14 protein-coding genes are annotated in these 17674 nt (G+C 59.7%); 9 read left to right on the top strand and 5 right to left on the bottom strand.

From position 1 onward, the window contains the following. Positions 1-36 precede the first annotated feature (36 nt). The 5 genes from moaE to B0D71_RS19960 all read right to left on the bottom strand — a co-directional run bounded on the left by moaE (position 37) and on the right by B0D71_RS19960 (position 4307). Positions 37-489: a molybdopterin synthase catalytic subunit MoaE gene (gene moaE, locus B0D71_RS19980; protein ID WP_103396284.1), complete on the bottom strand. Its 453-nt coding sequence runs from the start codon at positions 487-489 to the stop codon at positions 37-39. 3 nt (positions 490-492) lie between these two features. After that, entirely contained in the window at positions 493-735 is a 243-nt protein-coding gene (gene moaD, locus B0D71_RS19975) for a molybdopterin converting factor subunit 1 (RefSeq protein ID WP_075945584.1), read from the bottom strand. After that, positions 732-1205: a cyclic pyranopterin monophosphate synthase MoaC gene (gene moaC / locus B0D71_RS19970; RefSeq protein WP_008080206.1), complete on the bottom strand. Its 474-nt coding sequence runs from the start codon at positions 1203-1205 to the stop codon at positions 732-734. The genes moaD and moaC overlap by 4 nt, the downstream gene beginning before the upstream one ends. 246 nt (positions 1206-1451) lie before the next feature. Continuing rightward, positions 1452-2846, bottom strand: coding sequence for a PhoH family protein (locus tag B0D71_RS19965; protein ID WP_103396283.1), 1395 nt, complete (start codon positions 2844-2846; stop codon positions 1452-1454). 336 nt (positions 2847-3182) lie between these two features. Continuing rightward, a complete protein-coding gene (locus B0D71_RS19960; protein ID WP_103396282.1) occupies positions 3183-4307 on the bottom strand; it encodes a polysaccharide deacetylase family protein in 1125 nt (374 codons plus the stop codon). A gap of 324 nt (positions 4308-4631) precedes the next feature. Between B0D71_RS19960 and yaaA the strand changes: the two genes are divergently transcribed. From yaaA to B0D71_RS19905, 9 genes are all read left to right on the top strand, one after another. Next, complete coding sequence (gene yaaA, locus B0D71_RS19950) at positions 4632-5411, top strand: peroxide stress protein YaaA (protein WP_103396281.1); 780 nt, start codon at positions 4632-4634, stop codon at positions 5409-5411. An 824-nt stretch (positions 5412-6235) separates the two neighbouring features. After that, positions 6236-7552 carry a nucleotide sugar dehydrogenase gene (locus B0D71_RS19945; RefSeq protein WP_103396280.1) on the top strand — a complete coding sequence of 439 codons (1317 nt, stop codon included), beginning with the start codon at positions 6236-6238 and terminating at the stop codon, positions 7550-7552. A 151-nt stretch (positions 7553-7703) separates the two neighbouring features. Then, positions 7704-9185 carry a mannuronan synthase gene (gene alg8, locus B0D71_RS19940; protein WP_420825142.1) on the top strand — a complete coding sequence of 494 codons (1482 nt, stop codon included), beginning with the start codon at positions 7704-7706 and terminating at the stop codon, positions 9183-9185. 35 nt (positions 9186-9220) lie between these two features. Next, complete coding sequence (locus B0D71_RS19930; protein WP_103396278.1) at positions 9221-10390, top strand: alginate biosynthesis protein Alg44; 1170 nt, start codon at positions 9221-9223, stop codon at positions 10388-10390. 15 nt (positions 10391-10405) lie between these two features. Then, on the top strand, positions 10406-11905 hold the full coding sequence (gene algK / locus B0D71_RS19925) for an alginate biosynthesis TPR repeat lipoprotein AlgK (protein WP_103396277.1): 1500 nt from the start codon (positions 10406-10408) through the stop codon (positions 11903-11905). Beyond that, a complete protein-coding gene (locus B0D71_RS19920; RefSeq protein WP_103396276.1) occupies positions 11902-13386 on the top strand; it encodes an alginate export family protein in 1485 nt (494 codons plus the stop codon). The genes algK and B0D71_RS19920 overlap by 4 nt, the downstream gene beginning before the upstream one ends. Positions 13387-13412: 26 nt before the next feature. Next, positions 13413-14987, top strand: coding sequence for a mannuronan 5-epimerase AlgG (gene algG, locus B0D71_RS19915; RefSeq protein ID WP_103396275.1), 1575 nt, complete (start codon positions 13413-13415; stop codon positions 14985-14987). 10 nt (positions 14988-14997) lie between these two features. Next, a complete protein-coding gene (locus tag B0D71_RS19910; protein ID WP_103396274.1) occupies positions 14998-16446 on the top strand; it encodes an alginate O-acetyltransferase in 1449 nt (482 codons plus the stop codon). A gap of 8 nt (positions 16447-16454) precedes the next feature. Next, positions 16455-17576 (top strand): mannuronate-specific alginate lyase, encoded by a 1122-nt coding sequence (locus B0D71_RS19905; RefSeq protein ID WP_103396273.1) that lies wholly within the window; start codon positions 16455-16457, stop codon positions 17574-17576. The last annotated feature ends 98 nt before the right edge of the window (positions 17577-17674 follow it).

The following is a 17674-nucleotide window of genomic DNA, read 5'->3' as shown; positions in this document are numbered from 1 at the left end:
CTGCTCGCGAAGGCTTACCTGAGAGCAACGCAGGATTTACTGCTTCCAGCGATCCGCCGCCGCATGATCGCTTTCACGCCCCTCAACCCAACGCGGTCCGTCGCTGGTGTTTTCTTTCTTCCAGAACGGCGCACGGGTTTTCAGGTAATCCATGACAAAGGCGCAGGCGTCAAATGCCGCCTGACGATGGGCGCTGGCCGCGCCGACGAAGACAATCGGCTCGCCCGGTTCCAGGGCGCCGATGCGGTGCAGCACTTCCAGCTTGAGCAACGGCCAGCGCTGCCCGGCCTCGATGGCGATCTTGCCGAGGGCCTTTTCAGTCATGCCGGGATAGTGTTCGAGGAACATCCCGGCGACGTCGAGGCCGTCATTGAAGTCGCGCACGTAGCCGACAAAACTCACCACCGCACCCACGCCGACATTGGCATCGTGCATGGCGTTGACTTCGGCACCCGGGTCAAACGGTGTGGACTGCACGCGAATGGCCATGCCTCAGCCTCCGGTCACGGTCGGAAAGAAGGCCACTTCATCGCCCTCGCTGACCGGCTCGTCGAGCTGGCACAGGTCTTCATTGCGGGCGCACATCAGGTTTTGCTCGCTCAATACTTCGGCACCGTCACGCTGGGCCAACAGTGCGCGCACGTCGTCGACGGTGGCGAAGTTGCCTTCAACCTTCACCGAGTCCAGCCCCAGCGCTTCACGATAACGAGCGAAAAACTTCACGGTAACGTTCATGGCTGCTCCGCCTGGAAGTGACCGCTCTTGCCGCCGACCTTCTCCAGCAGTCGCACGCTTTCGATGGTCATGCCGCGGTCCACGGCCTTGCACATGTCATAGATCGTCAGCGCGGCGACGCTGGCAGCGGTCAGGGCTTCCATCTCGACACCGGTCTGCCCGGACAACTTGCAGCGCGCCACGATGCGCACCGAATCCTCACCTTCGGCACTGAGCTCGACCTTGACGCCGGTCAGCATCAGCGGGTGGCACAGGGGAATCAGATCACTGGTTTTCTTCGCCGCCTGAATGCCGGCAATGCGCGCCACGGCAAACACATCACCCTTGGGGTGGCCGCCACTGACAATCATCTGCAGGGTTTCGGGCAGCATGCGCACCAGCGCTTGAGCGGTCGCCTCACGGAACGTCACGGCTTTTTCAGTGACGTCGACCATGTTGGCGCGACCTTGGGAATCGAGATGAGTCAGCACGGGATTACTCCTGATCAGGAATCCCGATTGTAAACCTGCGGGTCAATTTTCCGCACGCATGATTATCGGGTCACACATCCCCTGTAGGAGCGAGCCTGCTCGCGAAAAACGCAGGGACAACGCGGTTATTCAGGCAGCACGCGTTTTCGTTGACGTCCATCGCGAGCAGGCTCGCTCCTACATTTTGGATTTGTGTTGGGCATAAAAAACCGGGCGACCTCGCGGCCGCCCGGTTTGGGTGAAGGGTTACAAATGCGTTTCGGCGTATTCAGCCAGGATCGAGCGTGGTACCCCTTGCAGGGTGATGTGCACCCCGTTCGGGAAGTCCTTGAAGCGTTCAGTGAGGTAGGTCAGCCCGGAGCTGGTCGCGGACAGGTAAGGGGTATCGATCTGCGCCAGGTTGCCCAGGCACACTACTTTGGAACCGGCGCCGGCACGGGTGATGATGGTTTTCATCTGGTGCGGCGTGAGGTTCTGGCATTCGTCGATCAAAATCAGGCTCTGCTGGAAGCTGCGACCCCGGATGTAGTTGAGGGATTTGAACTGCAACGGCACTTTGCTGAGGATGTAGTCGACGCTGCCATGGGTGCTTTCGTCATCCATGTGCAAGGCTTCGAGGTTGTCGGTGATGGCGCCCAGCCACGGCTCCATTTTTTCCGCCTCGGTGCCGGGCAGGAAGCCGATTTCCTGATCCAGGCCCTGCACGCTGCGGGTGGCGATGATGCGGCGATAGCGTTTGCTGACCATGGTCTGCTCGATCGCAGCGGCCAGCGCCAGGATGGTTTTCCCCGAACCCGCGGCACCTGAAAGGTTGACCAGGTGGATGTCCGGATCGAGCAAGGCATACAACGCCAGGCTCTGATAGATATCACGCGGCTTCAGACCCCAGGCTTCCTGGTGCAGCAGCGGTTCCTGGTGCAGATCGAGAATCAGCAAGCGGTCTTCTTCAATCTCCTTGATCCAGCCGACAAAGCCCTGTTCATCGATGATGAATTCGTTGATGTGCACCGCCGGCAGGTTGTCGATCAACTGCACTTGATGCCAGGTGCGGCCATGGTCCTGACGGGTTTCGACCTTGCTCACACGGTCCCAGAAAGAGCCGGTCATGTTGTGGTAGCCGTTGGGCAGCAAGGACACGTCATCGACCAGTTGGTCGGTGCTGTAGTCCTCGGCCGCAATCCCGCAGGCGCGCGCCTTGAGGCGCATATTGATGTCTTTGGTGACCAGCACCACGGGCTTCTTCGGATCGCGCGTATGCAGGTCGATCAGTTGGTTGATGATTTTGTTGTCGTTGAGGTGCTCGGGCAGAATCAGGTTCGGCTCGGCATGCTTGCTCATCAGAATTGACAGCAAACCCTTGGGTCCGCTTTTGCCACGCTGGATCGGCACACCCTGCTCGACGTCCTCGGGTGAGGCATCACCCAGGGTCTTGTCGATCAGGCGGATGGCCTGGCGGCATTCGGCGGCAACGCTGTGATGCCCGCTCTTGAGCTTGTCGAGTTCTTCAAGCACGGTCATCGGGATCGCGACGTGGTGTTCTTCGAAGTTAAGCAGCGCGTTTGGATCGTGAATCAATACGTTGGTATCGAGTACATAAAGGATTGGCTGGTTGGAAGAAGAGCTACGTCCGTGATCATCCATACTCGGTCACCTTTGTGGGAGCCATTCGACGCAATACCTTGGCGGTGCTGCGCCTCGAAGTGACTACCGAATACACCTGCGGGGACTCAAGTGTTCTGCCTACATGCGGGGTCTTGGAAGACGCCACCTGTGTTGCAGGTTTCGGCGGTCTGTCTTCGTAATACTCCAAAACGTGTGACAGAAAAAAGTACTTTGACGCTTTTTTGAAGTTTATTTTTCAGAATGACCAATAACACTTGGCGGACTGCCATCACCCGTTTACAGTCGGAAGTCAACCTGCAGTAAATTCCCGTCCAAAACTGCCAAAAACCCAATGTTTACTGGGTTTTGTCGCTTTCAGCGAAACGCATCCTGACAATCTTCCCAGCCGATCCCGACCGGCGCCGTTTGCGTGACCAGCCACGGCAACGCCGTTTTCACCCCATCCTGCTTCACATTGAAATTGATTACGCCGTGTCGCCACAGCAGCATCAGGGTGAGCACCCGTTGCGCACTCTGGTTGCCCTTGAGTTTGCCGGCGCCGTCCTGGGCGTCGATGTCCCACAGCGCTACCTGCAAACCCTGAGTTTTGAAGAAGCTTTCAGCATCGGAACGGCGCTGGCCATCCGGTGGGCGGAACAGCGGCACGTAGTTCTCCGGCAGTTTGCTTTTGACCAGTTCAGCGCTGCGGCGCACCGAGTCCTGCCAGTCCTGCCAATAGCTGTGGGAACGGAACTCCCAGCCTTGCACGCCGATGCACTGGGTCGAGTAAGTCGCTTGCAGGTTGCTCACCGAATGCTCGGCCAAACGGGCCTGGATGTCCTTGCCAAGGACGAAGAACGTTGCGCTCATGTTCGACTTGCGCAGGTACTCGGTGACCCAGGCGGTATTGTCCGGCGCAGCGTTGGCGGCGCTGTCGAAGGTCAGCAGAAACAGCCGGTCATGCATCTGGTCGCCGTTGCGCTCATAGTCGCCGAAACGATCGACTTCGCTGCTGGTTTGCGGGAACAGCGCGGCCTTGCGCAACTGCTCGTCCAGGTATTGGGTGTGAAACACGCGGCTCGGCTCGGCCCACTTGATGTAGTAGCTGTCTGCGCTGACCTGGAACTTGGCGGCCTGCTCGCGCAGGGTGGGCATGTCTTCGACCAGAAAACAGAAGGAGGCATCCTGGTCGCAACTCTGTTGGGCGAAGTTGTAGTTGGCCAGCAGCCGTTGCCACAGATGCTGGCGAACCCGGTTGACCGACTCCAGATTGATCGTGCGCAGGCCCAGGCGCTGGGCCAGGGCAGTTTCATCCAGCGACTCGCTGGTCAACAGCACACTGGAAAACATGAGGATCTCGGCCCTCGACGCCACGTCGAACAACGTCGGGTTGCCGAGCTTTTCCGGCCAGGTGCCGCGATCAAGCGTCGCCACATCGCCCGGTGCCGCCAGCACGCCGAAGCTCAACAGCCAGATCGAGATAAGAAAAACGATACGCAATGGGATGTCTCCATAACAAAACCCGCGCGGCACTATAGCTGATAAGTAACCCACTCCTCCTGAGGCATGAATGCTTTCTGTGGCGAGGGAGCTTGCTCCCGCTGGGCTGCGAAGCAGACCCAAAATGAGCAATCGCATTCTTTCAGGGTAAATGGGTGCACAGGATTGCGACCGCTTCGCGCTCGAGCGGGAGCAAGCTCCCTCGCCACAGAAGCCCATCTAGACAAAATCCGTACTCCACCGGCCATCACCTATGGACGCGATAGCTGGAGTCAACGAAGACAACCCCCTAGAATCGCCGCCACGATTAAAGGAGACGACTTCATGCTGATGGTGATCTCACCCGCCAAGACCCTCGACTACGAAACACCGCCGGCGACCCAGCGCTTCACCCAGCCGCAGTACCTCGACCACTCCCAGGAGTTGATCCTGCAATTGCGCGAGCTGACGCCCGCGCAAATCAGCGAGTTGATGCACGTCTCCGACAAGATCGGCGGGCTTAACGCCGCGCGTTTCGGCAGCTGGACGCCTGCGTTCACCCCGGAAAACGCCAAGCAGGCACTGCTGGCCTTCAAGGGCGATGTGTACACCGGCATGAACGCGCAAACCCTCAGCGAAGCCGATTTCGATTACGCCCAAAAACACCTGCGCATGCTCTCGGGCCTGTACGGCCTGCTGCGCCCGCTGGACCTGATGCAACCCTATCGCCTGGAAATGGGCACCAAGCTGGCCAACGCCCGGGGTAAGGATTTGTATGCCTTTTGGGGCACGCGCATCAGCGAATGGCTGAACGAAGCCCTGGTCGATCAGGGCGATGACGTGCTGCTCAACCTGGCGTCCAACGAGTACTTTTCGGCGGTCAAACGCAACGCCTTGAACGCACGCATCATCAATACCGAATTCAAGGACCTGAAGAACGGCCAGTACAAGATCATCAGCTTCTACGCGAAAAAGGCCCGCGGCTTGATGAGCCGCTTCGTCATCGAGGAACGCATCAACGATCCGGCGACCCTCAAGCAGTTCGACGTTCAAGGCTATCGCTACAGCGTCGAGCAGTCTAAACCGGACACTCTGGTGTTCCTGCGCGATCACGCACCAGAGTGATGCAACTCGTCGGCGCACGGCCTTCACAACCTTCGTGCGCCGACCCTGGACTCACTTCAGCCTTCCCCCGCCTTTTCGCCATTTTTATGGCGCCAAAAATACAACACACTAATTTCTAACTTTAGTTTCACTCGACTTCGATCTTTTTTTTCAGTAGTGGCACCGAAATAATTTCTCCGTAGTGGCAAAAAACTATCCGCTTCAATTATCCGCCTATATATAAAGGGCGAAACGGCAAGTGCTATCAGTTTGAGAGCAGTGCCATCTTTCTCAATATTTCAAGAAATTTCAGATTTCGTGATGGGCGGACTGGAACTATGTCCAAACGCGCCGCTCATACCACCGGTAACGATTCTCGCCGAGCGTGTACGAGATAACTTACGCAGATAAGCGATTCGTATAGCGAAGTTGTAATACAAACTTGCGCTGACTAATCACTAATTTGGACAACAGCAAGCGGACAGGAGATAACGCGGTATGACTATCCCCTACAAGGCCACGACAGCGCCCCTACAAACGTGCTCACCCGAGCACCAAAGCGCTTGATCTACGGGCTTTCGGCCTGACATCAAGCGTGTAATACCTTTGCGCGAGCATCTCCTGAAAGGAGGATCGGCTGCATAACAGGGCAAATCATAATAACAAGACCTAGTTGCGCACCCCTTGAGTGCATTTATTTAGACACTCGTAACTCATATGCCAGCACACGGCATTGTTGCGCCTGTAAGTCGCACTTGCGAGTGCACTTTTACCGCTGCACACCATTAACTCTGGCCATCTAATGGCTCGATGTAAACAGGCTTGATAATAGAGAGGTAATTGCGATGCGCATCAGCATTTTTGGTTTGGGTTACGTCGGCGCAGTCTGTGCCGGTTGCCTGTCTGCACGGGGTCATGACGTCGTTGGCGTCGATGTGGCCAAAGACAAGATCGATATGATCAATGCCGGCAAATCGCCGATTGTTGAACCGGGCCTGGGCGAACTTCTGGCCCAGGGTATCCAGACCGGTCGTCTGCGCGGCACCACCAACTTCGCCGAGGCGATTCGCGACACCGACCTGTCGATGATCTGCGTGGGCACGCCGAGCAAGAAGAACGGCGACCTGGAGCTGAACTACATCGAGGCCGTGTGCCGCGAAATCGGTTTTGTCCTGCGCGACAAGGCCACCCGCCACACCATCGTCGTGCGCAGCACCGTACTGCCGGGCACTGTCGCCAACGTGGTCATCCCGATTCTCGAAGACTGCTCCGGCAAGAAGGCCGGTGTTGATTTTGGCGTAGCCGTGAACCCTGAGTTCCTGCGCGAAAGCACCGCCATCGCCGACTACGACCAGCCGCCAATGACCGTCATCGGCGAATTCGACAAAGCGTCCGGCGATGTTCTGCAATCGCTGTACGAAGAGCTCGACGCACCGATCATCCGCAAGGACATCGCCGTTGCCGAGATGATCAAGTACACCTGCAACGTGTGGCACGCCACCAAGGTCACCTTCGCCAACGAAATCGGCAACATCGCCAAGGCGGTCGGGGTCGACGGTCGCGAAGTGATGGACGTGGTCTGCCAGGACAAGACCCTCAACCTGTCCCAGTACTACATGCGCCCGGGCTTCGCCTTCGGCGGTTCGTGCCTGCCAAAAGACGTGCGTGCCCTGACCTACCGCGCCGGTTCCCTGGACGTGGAAGCGCCGTTGCTCAACTCGCTGATGCGCAGCAACGAATCCCAGGTGCAGAACGCTTTCGACATCGTCTCCAGCCACGACAAACGCAAAGTCGCCCTGCTGGGCCTGAGCTTCAAGGCCGGCACCGACGACCTGCGCGAAAGCCCGCTGGTTGACCTGGCGGAAATGCTGATCGGCAAGGGCTACGACCTGAGCATCTACGACAGCAACGTCGAGTACGCCCGCGTTCACGGTGCGAACAAGGACTACATCGAGTCGAAGATCCCTCACGTCTCGTCCTTGCTCAACGCCGACTTCGACGCGGTGATCAACAACTCCGACGTGATCATCCTCGGCAACCGTGACGAGAAATTCCGCGCCTTGGTGCAGGACGTTCCACACGGCAAGCAGGTGATCGACCTGGTTGGCTTCATGTCCAAGGCCACCAGCGTCAACGGTCGCACCGAAGGTATCTGCTGGTAAGCCCCCTGTAGGAGCGAGCTTGCTCGCGATGCACCTGAGAACACCGCTGGGTATCAGATACCCAGCGTCATCGTTGGCGACCATCGCGAGCAAGCTCGCTCCTACAGGTTTGTACGCCTGCGTTAACCCGAGATCTAGACGGATGCAGATTATGCACAGGCTAAAACACGGCCTACTCCAGGCCGCCGGTTGGCTGTTCTACCTGAGTTTACTGATGGGCCTCGCCATGGCGTTGCCCGTGTCCACGTTCGACTCCGAGTCGAAGGACTTCATTTTCCTGATTGGCGCCGTGGGTATCTGGCGCTATTCGATGGGTGCCACGCACTTTGTGCGCGGCATGATTTTTCTCTACATCGTCTACCCGCACCTGCGGCGCAAAGTGCGCAAGCTGGGCAAGGCGGCGGACCCGTCCCACGTGTTCCTGATGGTCACCAGTTTCCGTATCGACGCGCTGACCACCGCACAGGTCTACAGCTCGGTGATTCGCGAAGCCATGGAATGCGGCCTGCCGACCACCGTGGTCTGCTCCATCGTGGAAATGTCCGATGAGCTGCTGGTCAAAAGCCTGTGGAAACGGATGAATCCACCGTCGCACGTCAAGCTCGACTTCGTGCGTATTCCCGGCACCGGCAAGCGCGATGGCCTGGCCTACGGCTTCCGTGCCATTTCCCGGCACTTGCCGGATGACCGCGCCGTGGTTGCAGTGATCGATGGCGACACCGTGCTCGGCGAAGGCGTGGTGCGTAAAACCGTGCCCTGGTTCCAGCTGTTCGGCAACGTCGGCGGCCTGACCACCAACGAGTTCTGCGAAGTGCGCGGCGGCTACATCATGAGCGAATGGCACAAGCTGCGTTTCGCCCAGCGCCACATCAACATGTGCTCGATGGCCCTGTCCAAGCGCGTGCTGACCATGACCGGCCGCATGTCGGTGTTCCGTGCCACTGTGGTCACCAACCCGGAATTCATCGCCGACGTGGAAAGCGACTCGCTGCAACACTGGCGCCTGGGTCGCTTCAAGTTCCTCACCGGTGATGACAAGTCGAGCTGGTTCAGCCTGATGCGCCTGGGCTACGACACGTTCTACGTGCCCGACGCGGCGATCAACACCGTTGAACACCCGCCGGAAAAGAGCTTCATCAAGGCCAGCCGCAAACTGATGTTCCGCTGGTACGGCAACAACCTGCGGCAGAACTCCCGTGCCCTGGGCCTGGGGATCAAACGCCTCGGCGTGTTCACTTCGGTGGTGCTGTTCGACCAGCGCGTGTCGATGTGGACCTCGCTGCTGGGCCTGACCGTGGCACTGATCGCCAGCTTCAAGTACGGCACCGCGTTCATCCTGGTTTACCTACTGTGGATCGGCATCACCCGATTCATCCTGACCTTGTTGTTGTCGTGCTCCGGACACCGGATCGGCCCGGCCTACCCGGCGATTCTCTATTACAACCAGATCGTTGGCGCGCTGGTGAAGATCTATGTGTTCTTCCGCCTCGACCAACAATCCTGGACTCGCCAGCCCACTTCCCTGACCCGTGATCTCGCCAGCTTTCAACGTTGGTTCAACACCTGGTCGTCTCGGACCATGACCTTCTCTGCCGGCAGCATTTTTGTCGCCGTGCTGCTGTTGATGGTCTGACCGAACTCGCCTGAATTAACTAGGAAAACGCCCTTATGAATACCGCCGTCAACGCCAACGTAGTGCACGAATCCGAAGCCCAGCGCCAACACGCCCGCGTGAAAATCCCGGCCAAGTTGCGTTTCTTCGGCCCTGACCGGACGCCGGTCGAAGCTCGGGTGATCGACCTGTCCGCTGGTGGCCTGGCGTTCAACGCCGGTCAATTGCCACTGAAGATCGGTGACGTGTACAAGGCCCGCCTGCAATTCGTCATCGACAACCTCGGCCTGGCCATGGACGTCGAGTTGCAGGTCCGCTCCTTCGACCGCCAGACCGGACGCGCTGGCTGCCAGTTCCAGAACCTTGAGCCGCAGGACATTTCGACCCTGCGCCACCTGATCACTTCGCACCTGGCTGGCGACATCGTCAGCATCGGCGAAGTACTGGCAACCCTGCAGCGCGACAACTTCACCAAGGCACGCAAGCTCAAGGACGGCGGCCACGGCATGTCCGCGTTCGGACGCATGAAAGCCGTGACCTTCAGCCTGGGGATCTTCGTTGTCGGCCTGGCTGCATTCGGCTTTGTTTTCAAATCCGTGTACGGCATGTACTTCGTCAGCCATGCCCAGGCCGGTCTGGTCAGCGTGCCGGGCGTGAACATCACCATGCCTCGCGACGGCACCGTGCAGAGCCTGGTGAAAGCCGACGGCGTGGCCGCCAAGGGCGCACCGCTGGCGACCTTCAGCACCAGCATGCTCGACGTGCTCAAGGGCCATCTGGACGAAGACCAACTGCAACCGGCCAAGGTTGAAGAACTGTTCGGCAAGCAGATGACCGGCACCCTGACTTCGCCTTGCGATTGCACCGTGGCCCAGCAAATGGTCGCCAACGGTCAGTACGCCAGCAAGGGTGACGTGATCTTCCAACTGGTCCCGCGCAACAGCGAAGCCAACGTTGAAGCGCGCTTCTCCTATCGCCAGTTCGGCGACGTGCGCCCGGGTACTTCGGTGCGCTTCCAGATCGCCGGCGAAGACCAGACCCGCACCGGCAAGATCGTCAGCAGCACCAGCCTGAAAAGCGCCGACCTGTCCTCCGACATTCGCGTGCTGATCCAGCCGGACGAAACCCTGGACAGCTCCCTCGCCGGCCGCCCGGTTGAAGTGAACAGCGACCGTGGCCCAAGCCTGAACTGGCTGATCGACAAAGCCATGGCTGTCGGTCTTTAAGTCGAGGACATGCCTGTGACTACTCCAACCCTCAACACGCCGCCGACCCTGTGGGAGCGAGCCTGCTCGCGATGGGATCGACGCGGTCTGTCTGATGCACCGAGTTGCCTGCATCGCGAGCAGGCTCGCTCCTACATGGGTCCGCTGTGTGCCGTTGCATTGGCAGTGAGCCTGGCCGGTTGCGCCGGCCTGCCCGACCAGCGCCTGGCCAACGAAGCCCTCAAGCGTGGCGATACCGCCACCGCCGCGCAAAACTACCGGCAACTGGCAGACCTGGGCTACAGCGAAGCACAAGTCGGTCTGGCCGATATCCAGGTCGACAGCCGTGACCCGGCGCAGATGAAACAGGCCGAGGCGACCTACCGCGCCGCGGCCAGCGTTTCTCCGCGCGCCCAGGCACGCCTCGGTCGTTTGCTGGTGGCCAAGCCCGGCTCCACCGAAGCCGAGCAGCACGAAGCCGAAACCCTGTTGAAAAAAGCCGCCGCCGCGGGCGAAGGCAACACGCTGATCCCGCTGGCGATGCTGTACCTGCAATACCCGCACAGCTTCCCCAACGTGAACGCGCAGCAGCAGATCAGCCAATGGCGTGCCGAGAACAAACCGGAAGCCGGCCTGGCGCAAGTGCTGCTCTATCGCACCCAGGGCACCTACGACCAGCATCTGGATGACGTGGAAAAAATCTGCAAGGCCGCGCTCACCACCAGCGACATCTGCTACGTCGAACTGGCCACGGTCTATCAGAAACAGGCCAAGCCAGAGCAACAGGCCGAGCTGATCAAGCAGATGCAAGCGGCTCACGCTCGCGGCAACGTTTCGGCACAACGTGTGGACAGCGTCGCCCGCGTGCTCGCCGATGCGTCCCTGGGCAAGACCGACGAGAAAACCGCGCAGTCGCTGCTCGAACCGATCGCACCGGGCTACCCGGCATCGTGGGTCACCCTCGCGCAACTGCTTTACGACTTCCCCGAACTGGGCGACGTCGACCAGATGATGAAGTACCTGGACAACGGTCGCGCCGCCGACCAGCCCCGCGCTGAACTGTTGCTGGGCAAGCTCTACTTCGAAGGCAAACTGGTACCGGCCGACGCCAAGGTCGCCGAGGCGCATTTCCAGAAAGCGGTCGGTCGCGAAGTCGCTGCCGATTACTACCTCGGTCAGATCTATCGCCGTGGCTACCTGGGCAAGGTCTATCCGCAAAAGGCCCTGGACCATCTGTTGACCGCTGCGCGCAACGGCCAGAACAGCGCCGACTTCGCCATTGCCCAACTGTTTTCCCAAGGCAAGGGCACCAAGCCTGATCCGCTGAACGCCTACGTCTTCAGCCAATTGGCCCTGGCCCAGAACACTCCGCAAGCCACCGAGCTCGCACAAACCATCCAAACGCAATTGCCGCCCGAGCGGTTGGCCGAAGCCCAACGCCTGTTGAAACAAGAACAGGCCGTGCGCGGTGCCCTGAGCCCGAACACGCCGGAGCTGAACGCCCTGCAAGAAGAAGCCAGCGAGGAATCGAAATGAAGTTGAATCCATTCATGAAGGCCGGCATCGGCCTGACATTCGCGCTGATCTGGTCTTGCCCGACGCTTGCTGCGATGACTGAAGAAACCAAGAACTTCGGCCTGGACGTGAAAATCACCGGCCAATCCGAAGACGACCGTGACCTCGGCACCGCCCATGGTGGTGACGTCAACGGCGTCGGTCTCGACCTGCGTCCGTGGGTCTACGGCGAAAGCGGCGCGTGGAGCGCCTACGCCATGGGTCAAGCGGTGACGTCCACCGACATCATCGAGACAGACACTCTGCAACAATCCGATGGCGCCGAGAACACCGACAACGGTGATCGCGAGACCAAGAAAAACTACTTGGCCATGCGTGAGTTCTGGGTCGGCTACAGCGGCTTCACGCCTTACCCCGGCGAGATCCTGAAGCTCGGTCGCCAGCGCCTGCGCAACGACGACGGCCAATGGCGCGACACCAACATCGAAGCCCTGAACTGGACCTTCGACACCACCTTGCTGCGCGCCAACGTCGGTATCGCCGAACGCTTCAGCGAGTACCGAACCGACCTCAAGGAACTGTCGCCACAAGACAAGGATCGCCTGCACGCCTACGCCGATGCCGCGTACCAGTGGACCCCGGGCAACTGGGTCGGCATTCGCGGTCATCACACCCATGACAACGGCAAGCTCGACTACCCGGAGCCGGGTGTGCCGGCCGATTCGCTGGACAAGAAACAGAACGGCGACATCAGCTGGCTCGGCCTCACCGCCGACAGCGACGCCTATAACTGGCGCAATACCAACACCGTCAATTACTGGGGCAGCATCACCGGCATGAGCGGCGACATCGACAAGGTCAATCCGCTGAACGCCGATGGCACGTCGCCGGCTGAAGCCAAGCGCGGTGAAGACCTCAACGGCTGGGCCACTGATGTCGGCGTGCGTTTGCGCCTCGATCCGCAATGGCAAGTCGGTGCCGCCTATGCCCGCGCCAGCGCCGAGTACGAACAGAACGGTCTGGAAAGCAACCGCTCGAACTACACCGGCACCCGCTCGCGAGTGCACCGTTTCGGTGAAGCCTTCCGTGGCGAAATGAACAACATGCAGACCGCCACCCTGTTCGGTTCGTGGATGCTCAACGACGAATACGACGCCAGCCTGATCTACCACAAGTTCTGGCGCGTCGACGGCAACAAGCCGGTCGGCAGCAACGGTATTAACGCCGTCGAGAACAACACCGACGATGTCACCGGCGCGATCCTCTCCAGCACTTCGCTGCCGCTGAACGATGGCGAGAAAGACCTCGGTCAGGAAATGGACTTGGTGGTCACCAAGTACTTCAAGCAAGGCTTGCTGCCCGCCTCGATGAGCCAAGCGATCGATGAGCCTTCGGCCCTGGTGCGCTTCCGTGGTGGCGTGTTCAAGCCGGGCGATGCCTATGGCAAGGAAGTCGATTCGTACATGCACCGCGCGTTCATCGACGTGATCTGGCGCTTCTGATGCACATTGCGAAGGGAGTCTCCCAGATGAATCATCCAGCCCGAAAAGGCTCGATCAGCCTGTTGGCCGGCGCGATGCTGCTGGCCAGCGCGACTGCCTTCGCCAATGTGGAACCGGCGAAGCCGGCAACCATGGCCAAGGAGCTGCAACAGGCCAAGACCTACACCGTCAGCAGCGCGCCAACCGCGCCGCTGGAACTGGCCACGCCGAAACTGCCGGACGTTTCCGGCTACACCGCCGAAGCCATCGCCGCGAAAGTCGTGCGCAGCAAACCGGGCAAGATCAGCCTGCGCCGGATGATGCAGGAAGACGCCCTGAAGGACTTCATCGGCGGCGACAACAAGATGGCCGAGTGGGTAGTGCGTCAGCACGGCATCCCCCAGGCGATCTTCGTCGACGACGGCTACATGAACCTCAAGGACCTGGCGAAAAAGGTTCCCAAGCAGTACTTCAGCGAAACCTCGCCGGGTGTGTTCCTCTCCCGGTTGCCGATCGTGGTCGGTCGTCACGGCATCCTTGAAATCGACAAGCAGACCCAGGAACTGCGCCTGTCCCAGGAGGGCGGTGCGTTCCTGGTCAACGACGGCCAGCTGTTCGTGCGCGACACCAGAATCACCGGCTGGCGCGAGAAGGACAACGGCCCGGCGACGTTCAATTCGCCGAAGGAATTCCGCCCGTTCCTGCTGTCCTGGGGTGGCACCGAGACCTACATCGCCAACAGCAAGATCGCCAGTTTCGGCTACGCCAACAGTAAGTCCTATGGCGTGAGTATTTCCCAGTACACGCCGAACATGGCCAAGGTGCTCAAGCGTCCCGAGCCGACCGGCTGGATCGTCGGCTCGGAATTCTCGGACATGTGGTACGGCTTCTACTGCTACGAAACCCGCGACTTCGTGGTCAAGGGCAACACCTACAAAGACAACATCGTCTACGGCATCGACCCGCACGACCGTTCCCACGGTCTGATCATTGCCGACAACACGGTGTACGGGACCAAGAAGAAGCACGGGATCATTATTTCCCGTGAGGTCAACGACAGCTTCATCTTCAACAACCGCAGCTACGACAACAAGTTGTCGGGCCTGGTGATCGACCGGAACAGCGTCAACAACCTGATCGCTCACAACGAGATCTACCAGAACCACACGGACGGCATCACCCTCTACGAGAGTGCCGACAACCTGCTGTGGGGCAACAAAGTCGTCAGCAACCGCCGCCACGGCATCCGCATTCGTAACAGCGTGAACATTCGCCTGTACGAAAACGTCGCCATGGCCAACGGCCTCACCGGCGTCTACGGCCACATCAAGGACCTGAGCAACACCGACCGCGACATCAAGCTCGACCCATTCGACGCCCAGGTGTCGCTGATCGTGGTGGGTGGTGAGCTGGCGGCCAACGGCAGCGGACCGCTGTCCATCGACTCGCCGCTGAGTGTGGAGCTGTATCGCGTGTCGATGCTCGCGCCGACCAAATCCAGCGGCATCAGCTTCACCGGCATCCTTGGCGAACGTCAGGATGAAATTCTCGACCTGCTGGTGCGCCAGCAGAAAGCCGTGCTGATCGACCCTGTCGAACGCCAGACCGAAATGCGGGACTGAGGATAATTTTATGCACCCACACTTGATCAAATTACTCAGCCTGTCGGCCCTGACCGCCGGTATTCTCGCGGCCAGCGGTGGCGCGCGTGCGGATGAAATCCAGGCACCAAAGTTCTCTGCCGAACCGTGCTGCAGCCTGTGCCCGGCTGCCCACGATGCGAAGAACTACACCACCCGCTATCAGCAGAACTTCACCACGCTGGTGCAGGCCCAGGGTGACTGGCTGTTCCGTACGCAAGAAGACTTGCGCACCGAATTCGACACCACGCCCGCCGGCTACAAACGCATGAAGCAACTGCACGATGCGTTCAAGAGCAAAGGCGTGGAACTGGTTGTCGTGTACCAACCAACCCGTGGCCTGGTGAACCGCAACAAGCTCAATCCGGCGGAGAAAGCCAGCTTCGATTTCGACAAGGCACTGAGAAACTACAAGACCATGCTCGGTCGTTTCGCACAGATGGGCTATGTCGTCCCGGACCTGTCGCCGCTGACCAACGAGTCGTTGCCCGACACCCTGCCCGCCCACGATTTCTACTTCCGTGGCGACCAGCACTGGACCCCGTACGGTGCCCAGCGCACGGCGAAAATCGTCGCCGAGAAGGTCAAGCAGTTGCCTGAATTCGCCGACATTCCCAAGCGCGAATTCGAGACTAAAAAATCGGGGCGCATGGGCAAGACCGGAACCTTGCACAACATGGCCGGTCAACTCTGTGGCACCAGCTACGCAATCCAGTACATGGATCAGTTCACCACCGAGCCGAAGGGCGAAGCAGGTGATGGCGATCTGTTCGGTGATTCCGGCAATCCGCAAATCACCCTCGTCGGCACCTCCCACAGCGGCAAGAACTACAACTTCGCCGGTTTCCTCGAAGAGGCCATCGGCGCCGACATCCTCAACGTGGCATTCCCCGGCGGCGGCCTGGAAGGTTCGATGCTGCAGTACCTGGGCAGCGACGAGTTCCAGAAGAACCCGCCGAAGATTCTCATCTGGGAATTCTCACCGCTGTACCGCCTCGACCAGGAAACCATCTACCGCCAGATGATGGCGCTGCTGGACAACGGTTGCGAAGGCAAGGATGCGCAGATGTCCGGCAGCACCACGCTCAAGCCGGGCAAAAACGAGTTGATGGTCAACAGCAAAAACATGGACCTGCGCAACAGCAGCCACCAGGTCGACATCCGCTTCGCCGACACCTCGGTGAAAACCCTGCAAGCCACCCTCTGGTACATGAACGGTCGCCACGAGGACATCAAGATCGACAAACCGGAAACCTCCGAGACTGACGGGCGTTTCGCTTTCGAATTGCGCACGGATGAAGACTGGGCCTCGCAGAACCTGCTGGCCGTCGAAGTCCAGGGCCCCGAAGCCGGTGCCGCGCCTCAGAAAGTCGAAGCGAAAATTTGCAAACGCAACGTATTCCCGGGCGCCGAGCAGCGTACTGCTTCGGTCGGGCAATGAGGTCTGCTATGCGCTATCCGAAATTTTCAACGCTGTTGGCACCCACGCTCCTGAGCCTGGCGATGTTCGCCGGGGCCACGCAAGCGGCGGCGCCACTGCGTCCACCCCAGGGCTATTTTGCGCCTGTGGATAAATTCAAGACGGGCGACAAGAGCGAAGGCTGCGATGCGATGCCGACGCCGTACACCGGCTCGTTGCAATTTCGCAGCAAGTACGAAGGTTCGGACAAGGCCCGCGCGACCCTGAACGTGCAGTCGGAAAAAGCCTTCCGCGACAGCACCGCGGACATCACCAAGATCGAGCGCGGCACCAGCAAGCGCGTGATGCAGTTCATGCGTGACGGTCGTCCGGAACAACTGGAATGCACGTTGAATTGGTTGACCGCTTGGGCCCAGGCCGACGCGCTGATGTCCAAGGACTTCAACCACACCGGCAAGTCGATGCGCAAATGGGCGCTGGGCAGCATGGCTTCGGCGTACATCCACCTGAAGTTTTCCGACTCCCACCCGCTGGCCACCCATCAACAGCAAGCGCAGTTGATCGAAGCCTGGTTCAGCAAGATGGCCGACCAGGTGGTCAGCGACTGGGACAACCTGCCGCTCGACCAGACCAACAACCACTCGTACTGGGCTGCGTGGTCGGTGATGGCCACTTCCGTCGCCACCAACCGCCGCGACCTGTTCGACTGGGCGGTGAAGGAATACAAGGTCGGCGCCAACCAGATCGACGCCGACGGCTACCTGCCCAACGAACTCAAGCGTCAGCAACGGGCGCTGGCCTACCACAACTACGCCCTGCCGCCGCTGGCGATGATCGCCAGTTTCGCTCAGGTCAACGGTGTGGATCTGCGCCAGGAAAACAATGGTGCACTCAAACGCCTCGGTGACCGGGTGCTGTCGGGGGTGAAAGACCCGGATGAGTTCGAGAAAAAGAACGGCAAGGAACAGGACATGACCGACCTGAAGGAGGACATGAAATTCGCCTGGCTCGAACCGTTCTGCTCGCTCTACACCTGCTCGCCCGAGGTGCTGGCGAAGAAACACCAGATGCAGCCGTTCAAGACCTTCCGCCTCGGCGGTGACCTGACCAAGGTCTACGACCCGGCCAATGAAAAAGGCAAGGGTTCCTGACGTAACGCTGTGTACTTGTCACCGCAACCCTGTAGGAGCCGGCTTGCTGGCGAATGGTACGACGCGCTGTACCTGATACACCGCCATCGCTGGCAAGC

It is taken from the genome of Pseudomonas laurylsulfativorans, assembly GCF_002906155.1.
Classification (GTDB): Bacteria; Pseudomonadota; Gammaproteobacteria; order Pseudomonadales; family Pseudomonadaceae; genus Aquipseudomonas; species Aquipseudomonas laurylsulfativorans.
The sequence above is the reverse complement of the archived record's forward strand: the minus strand, read 5'-3'. Positions and strand labels throughout refer to the sequence as shown.

Excerpts from the sequence above, each read along its gene's own strand:
- moaE (WP_103396284.1), bottom strand. The coding sequence starts at position 489 with ATGGCCATTCGCGTGCAGTCCACACCGTTTGACCCGGGTGCCGAAGTC.
- moaD (WP_075945584.1), bottom strand. The coding sequence starts at position 735 with ATGAACGTTACCGTGAAGTTTTTCGCTCGTTATCGTGAAGCGCTGGGG.
- B0D71_RS19965 (WP_103396283.1), bottom strand. The coding sequence starts at position 2,846 with ATGGATGATCACGGACGTAGCTCTTCTTCCAACCAGCCAATCCTTTAT.
- yaaA (WP_103396281.1), top strand. The coding sequence starts at position 4,632 with ATGCTGATGGTGATCTCACCCGCCAAGACCCTCGACTACGAAACACCG.
- B0D71_RS19945 (WP_103396280.1), top strand. The coding sequence starts at position 6,236 with ATGCGCATCAGCATTTTTGGTTTGGGTTACGTCGGCGCAGTCTGTGCC.
- alg8 (WP_420825142.1), top strand. The coding sequence starts at position 7,704 with ATGCACAGGCTAAAACACGGCCTACTCCAGGCCGCCGGTTGGCTGTTC.
- B0D71_RS19930 (WP_103396278.1), top strand. The coding sequence starts at position 9,221 with ATGAATACCGCCGTCAACGCCAACGTAGTGCACGAATCCGAAGCCCAG.
- B0D71_RS19920 (WP_103396276.1), top strand. The coding sequence starts at position 11,902 with ATGAAGTTGAATCCATTCATGAAGGCCGGCATCGGCCTGACATTCGCG.
- algG (WP_103396275.1), top strand. The coding sequence starts at position 13,413 with ATGAATCATCCAGCCCGAAAAGGCTCGATCAGCCTGTTGGCCGGCGCG.
- B0D71_RS19910 (WP_103396274.1), top strand. The coding sequence starts at position 14,998 with ATGCACCCACACTTGATCAAATTACTCAGCCTGTCGGCCCTGACCGCC.
- B0D71_RS19905 (WP_103396273.1), top strand. The coding sequence starts at position 16,455 with ATGCGCTATCCGAAATTTTCAACGCTGTTGGCACCCACGCTCCTGAGC.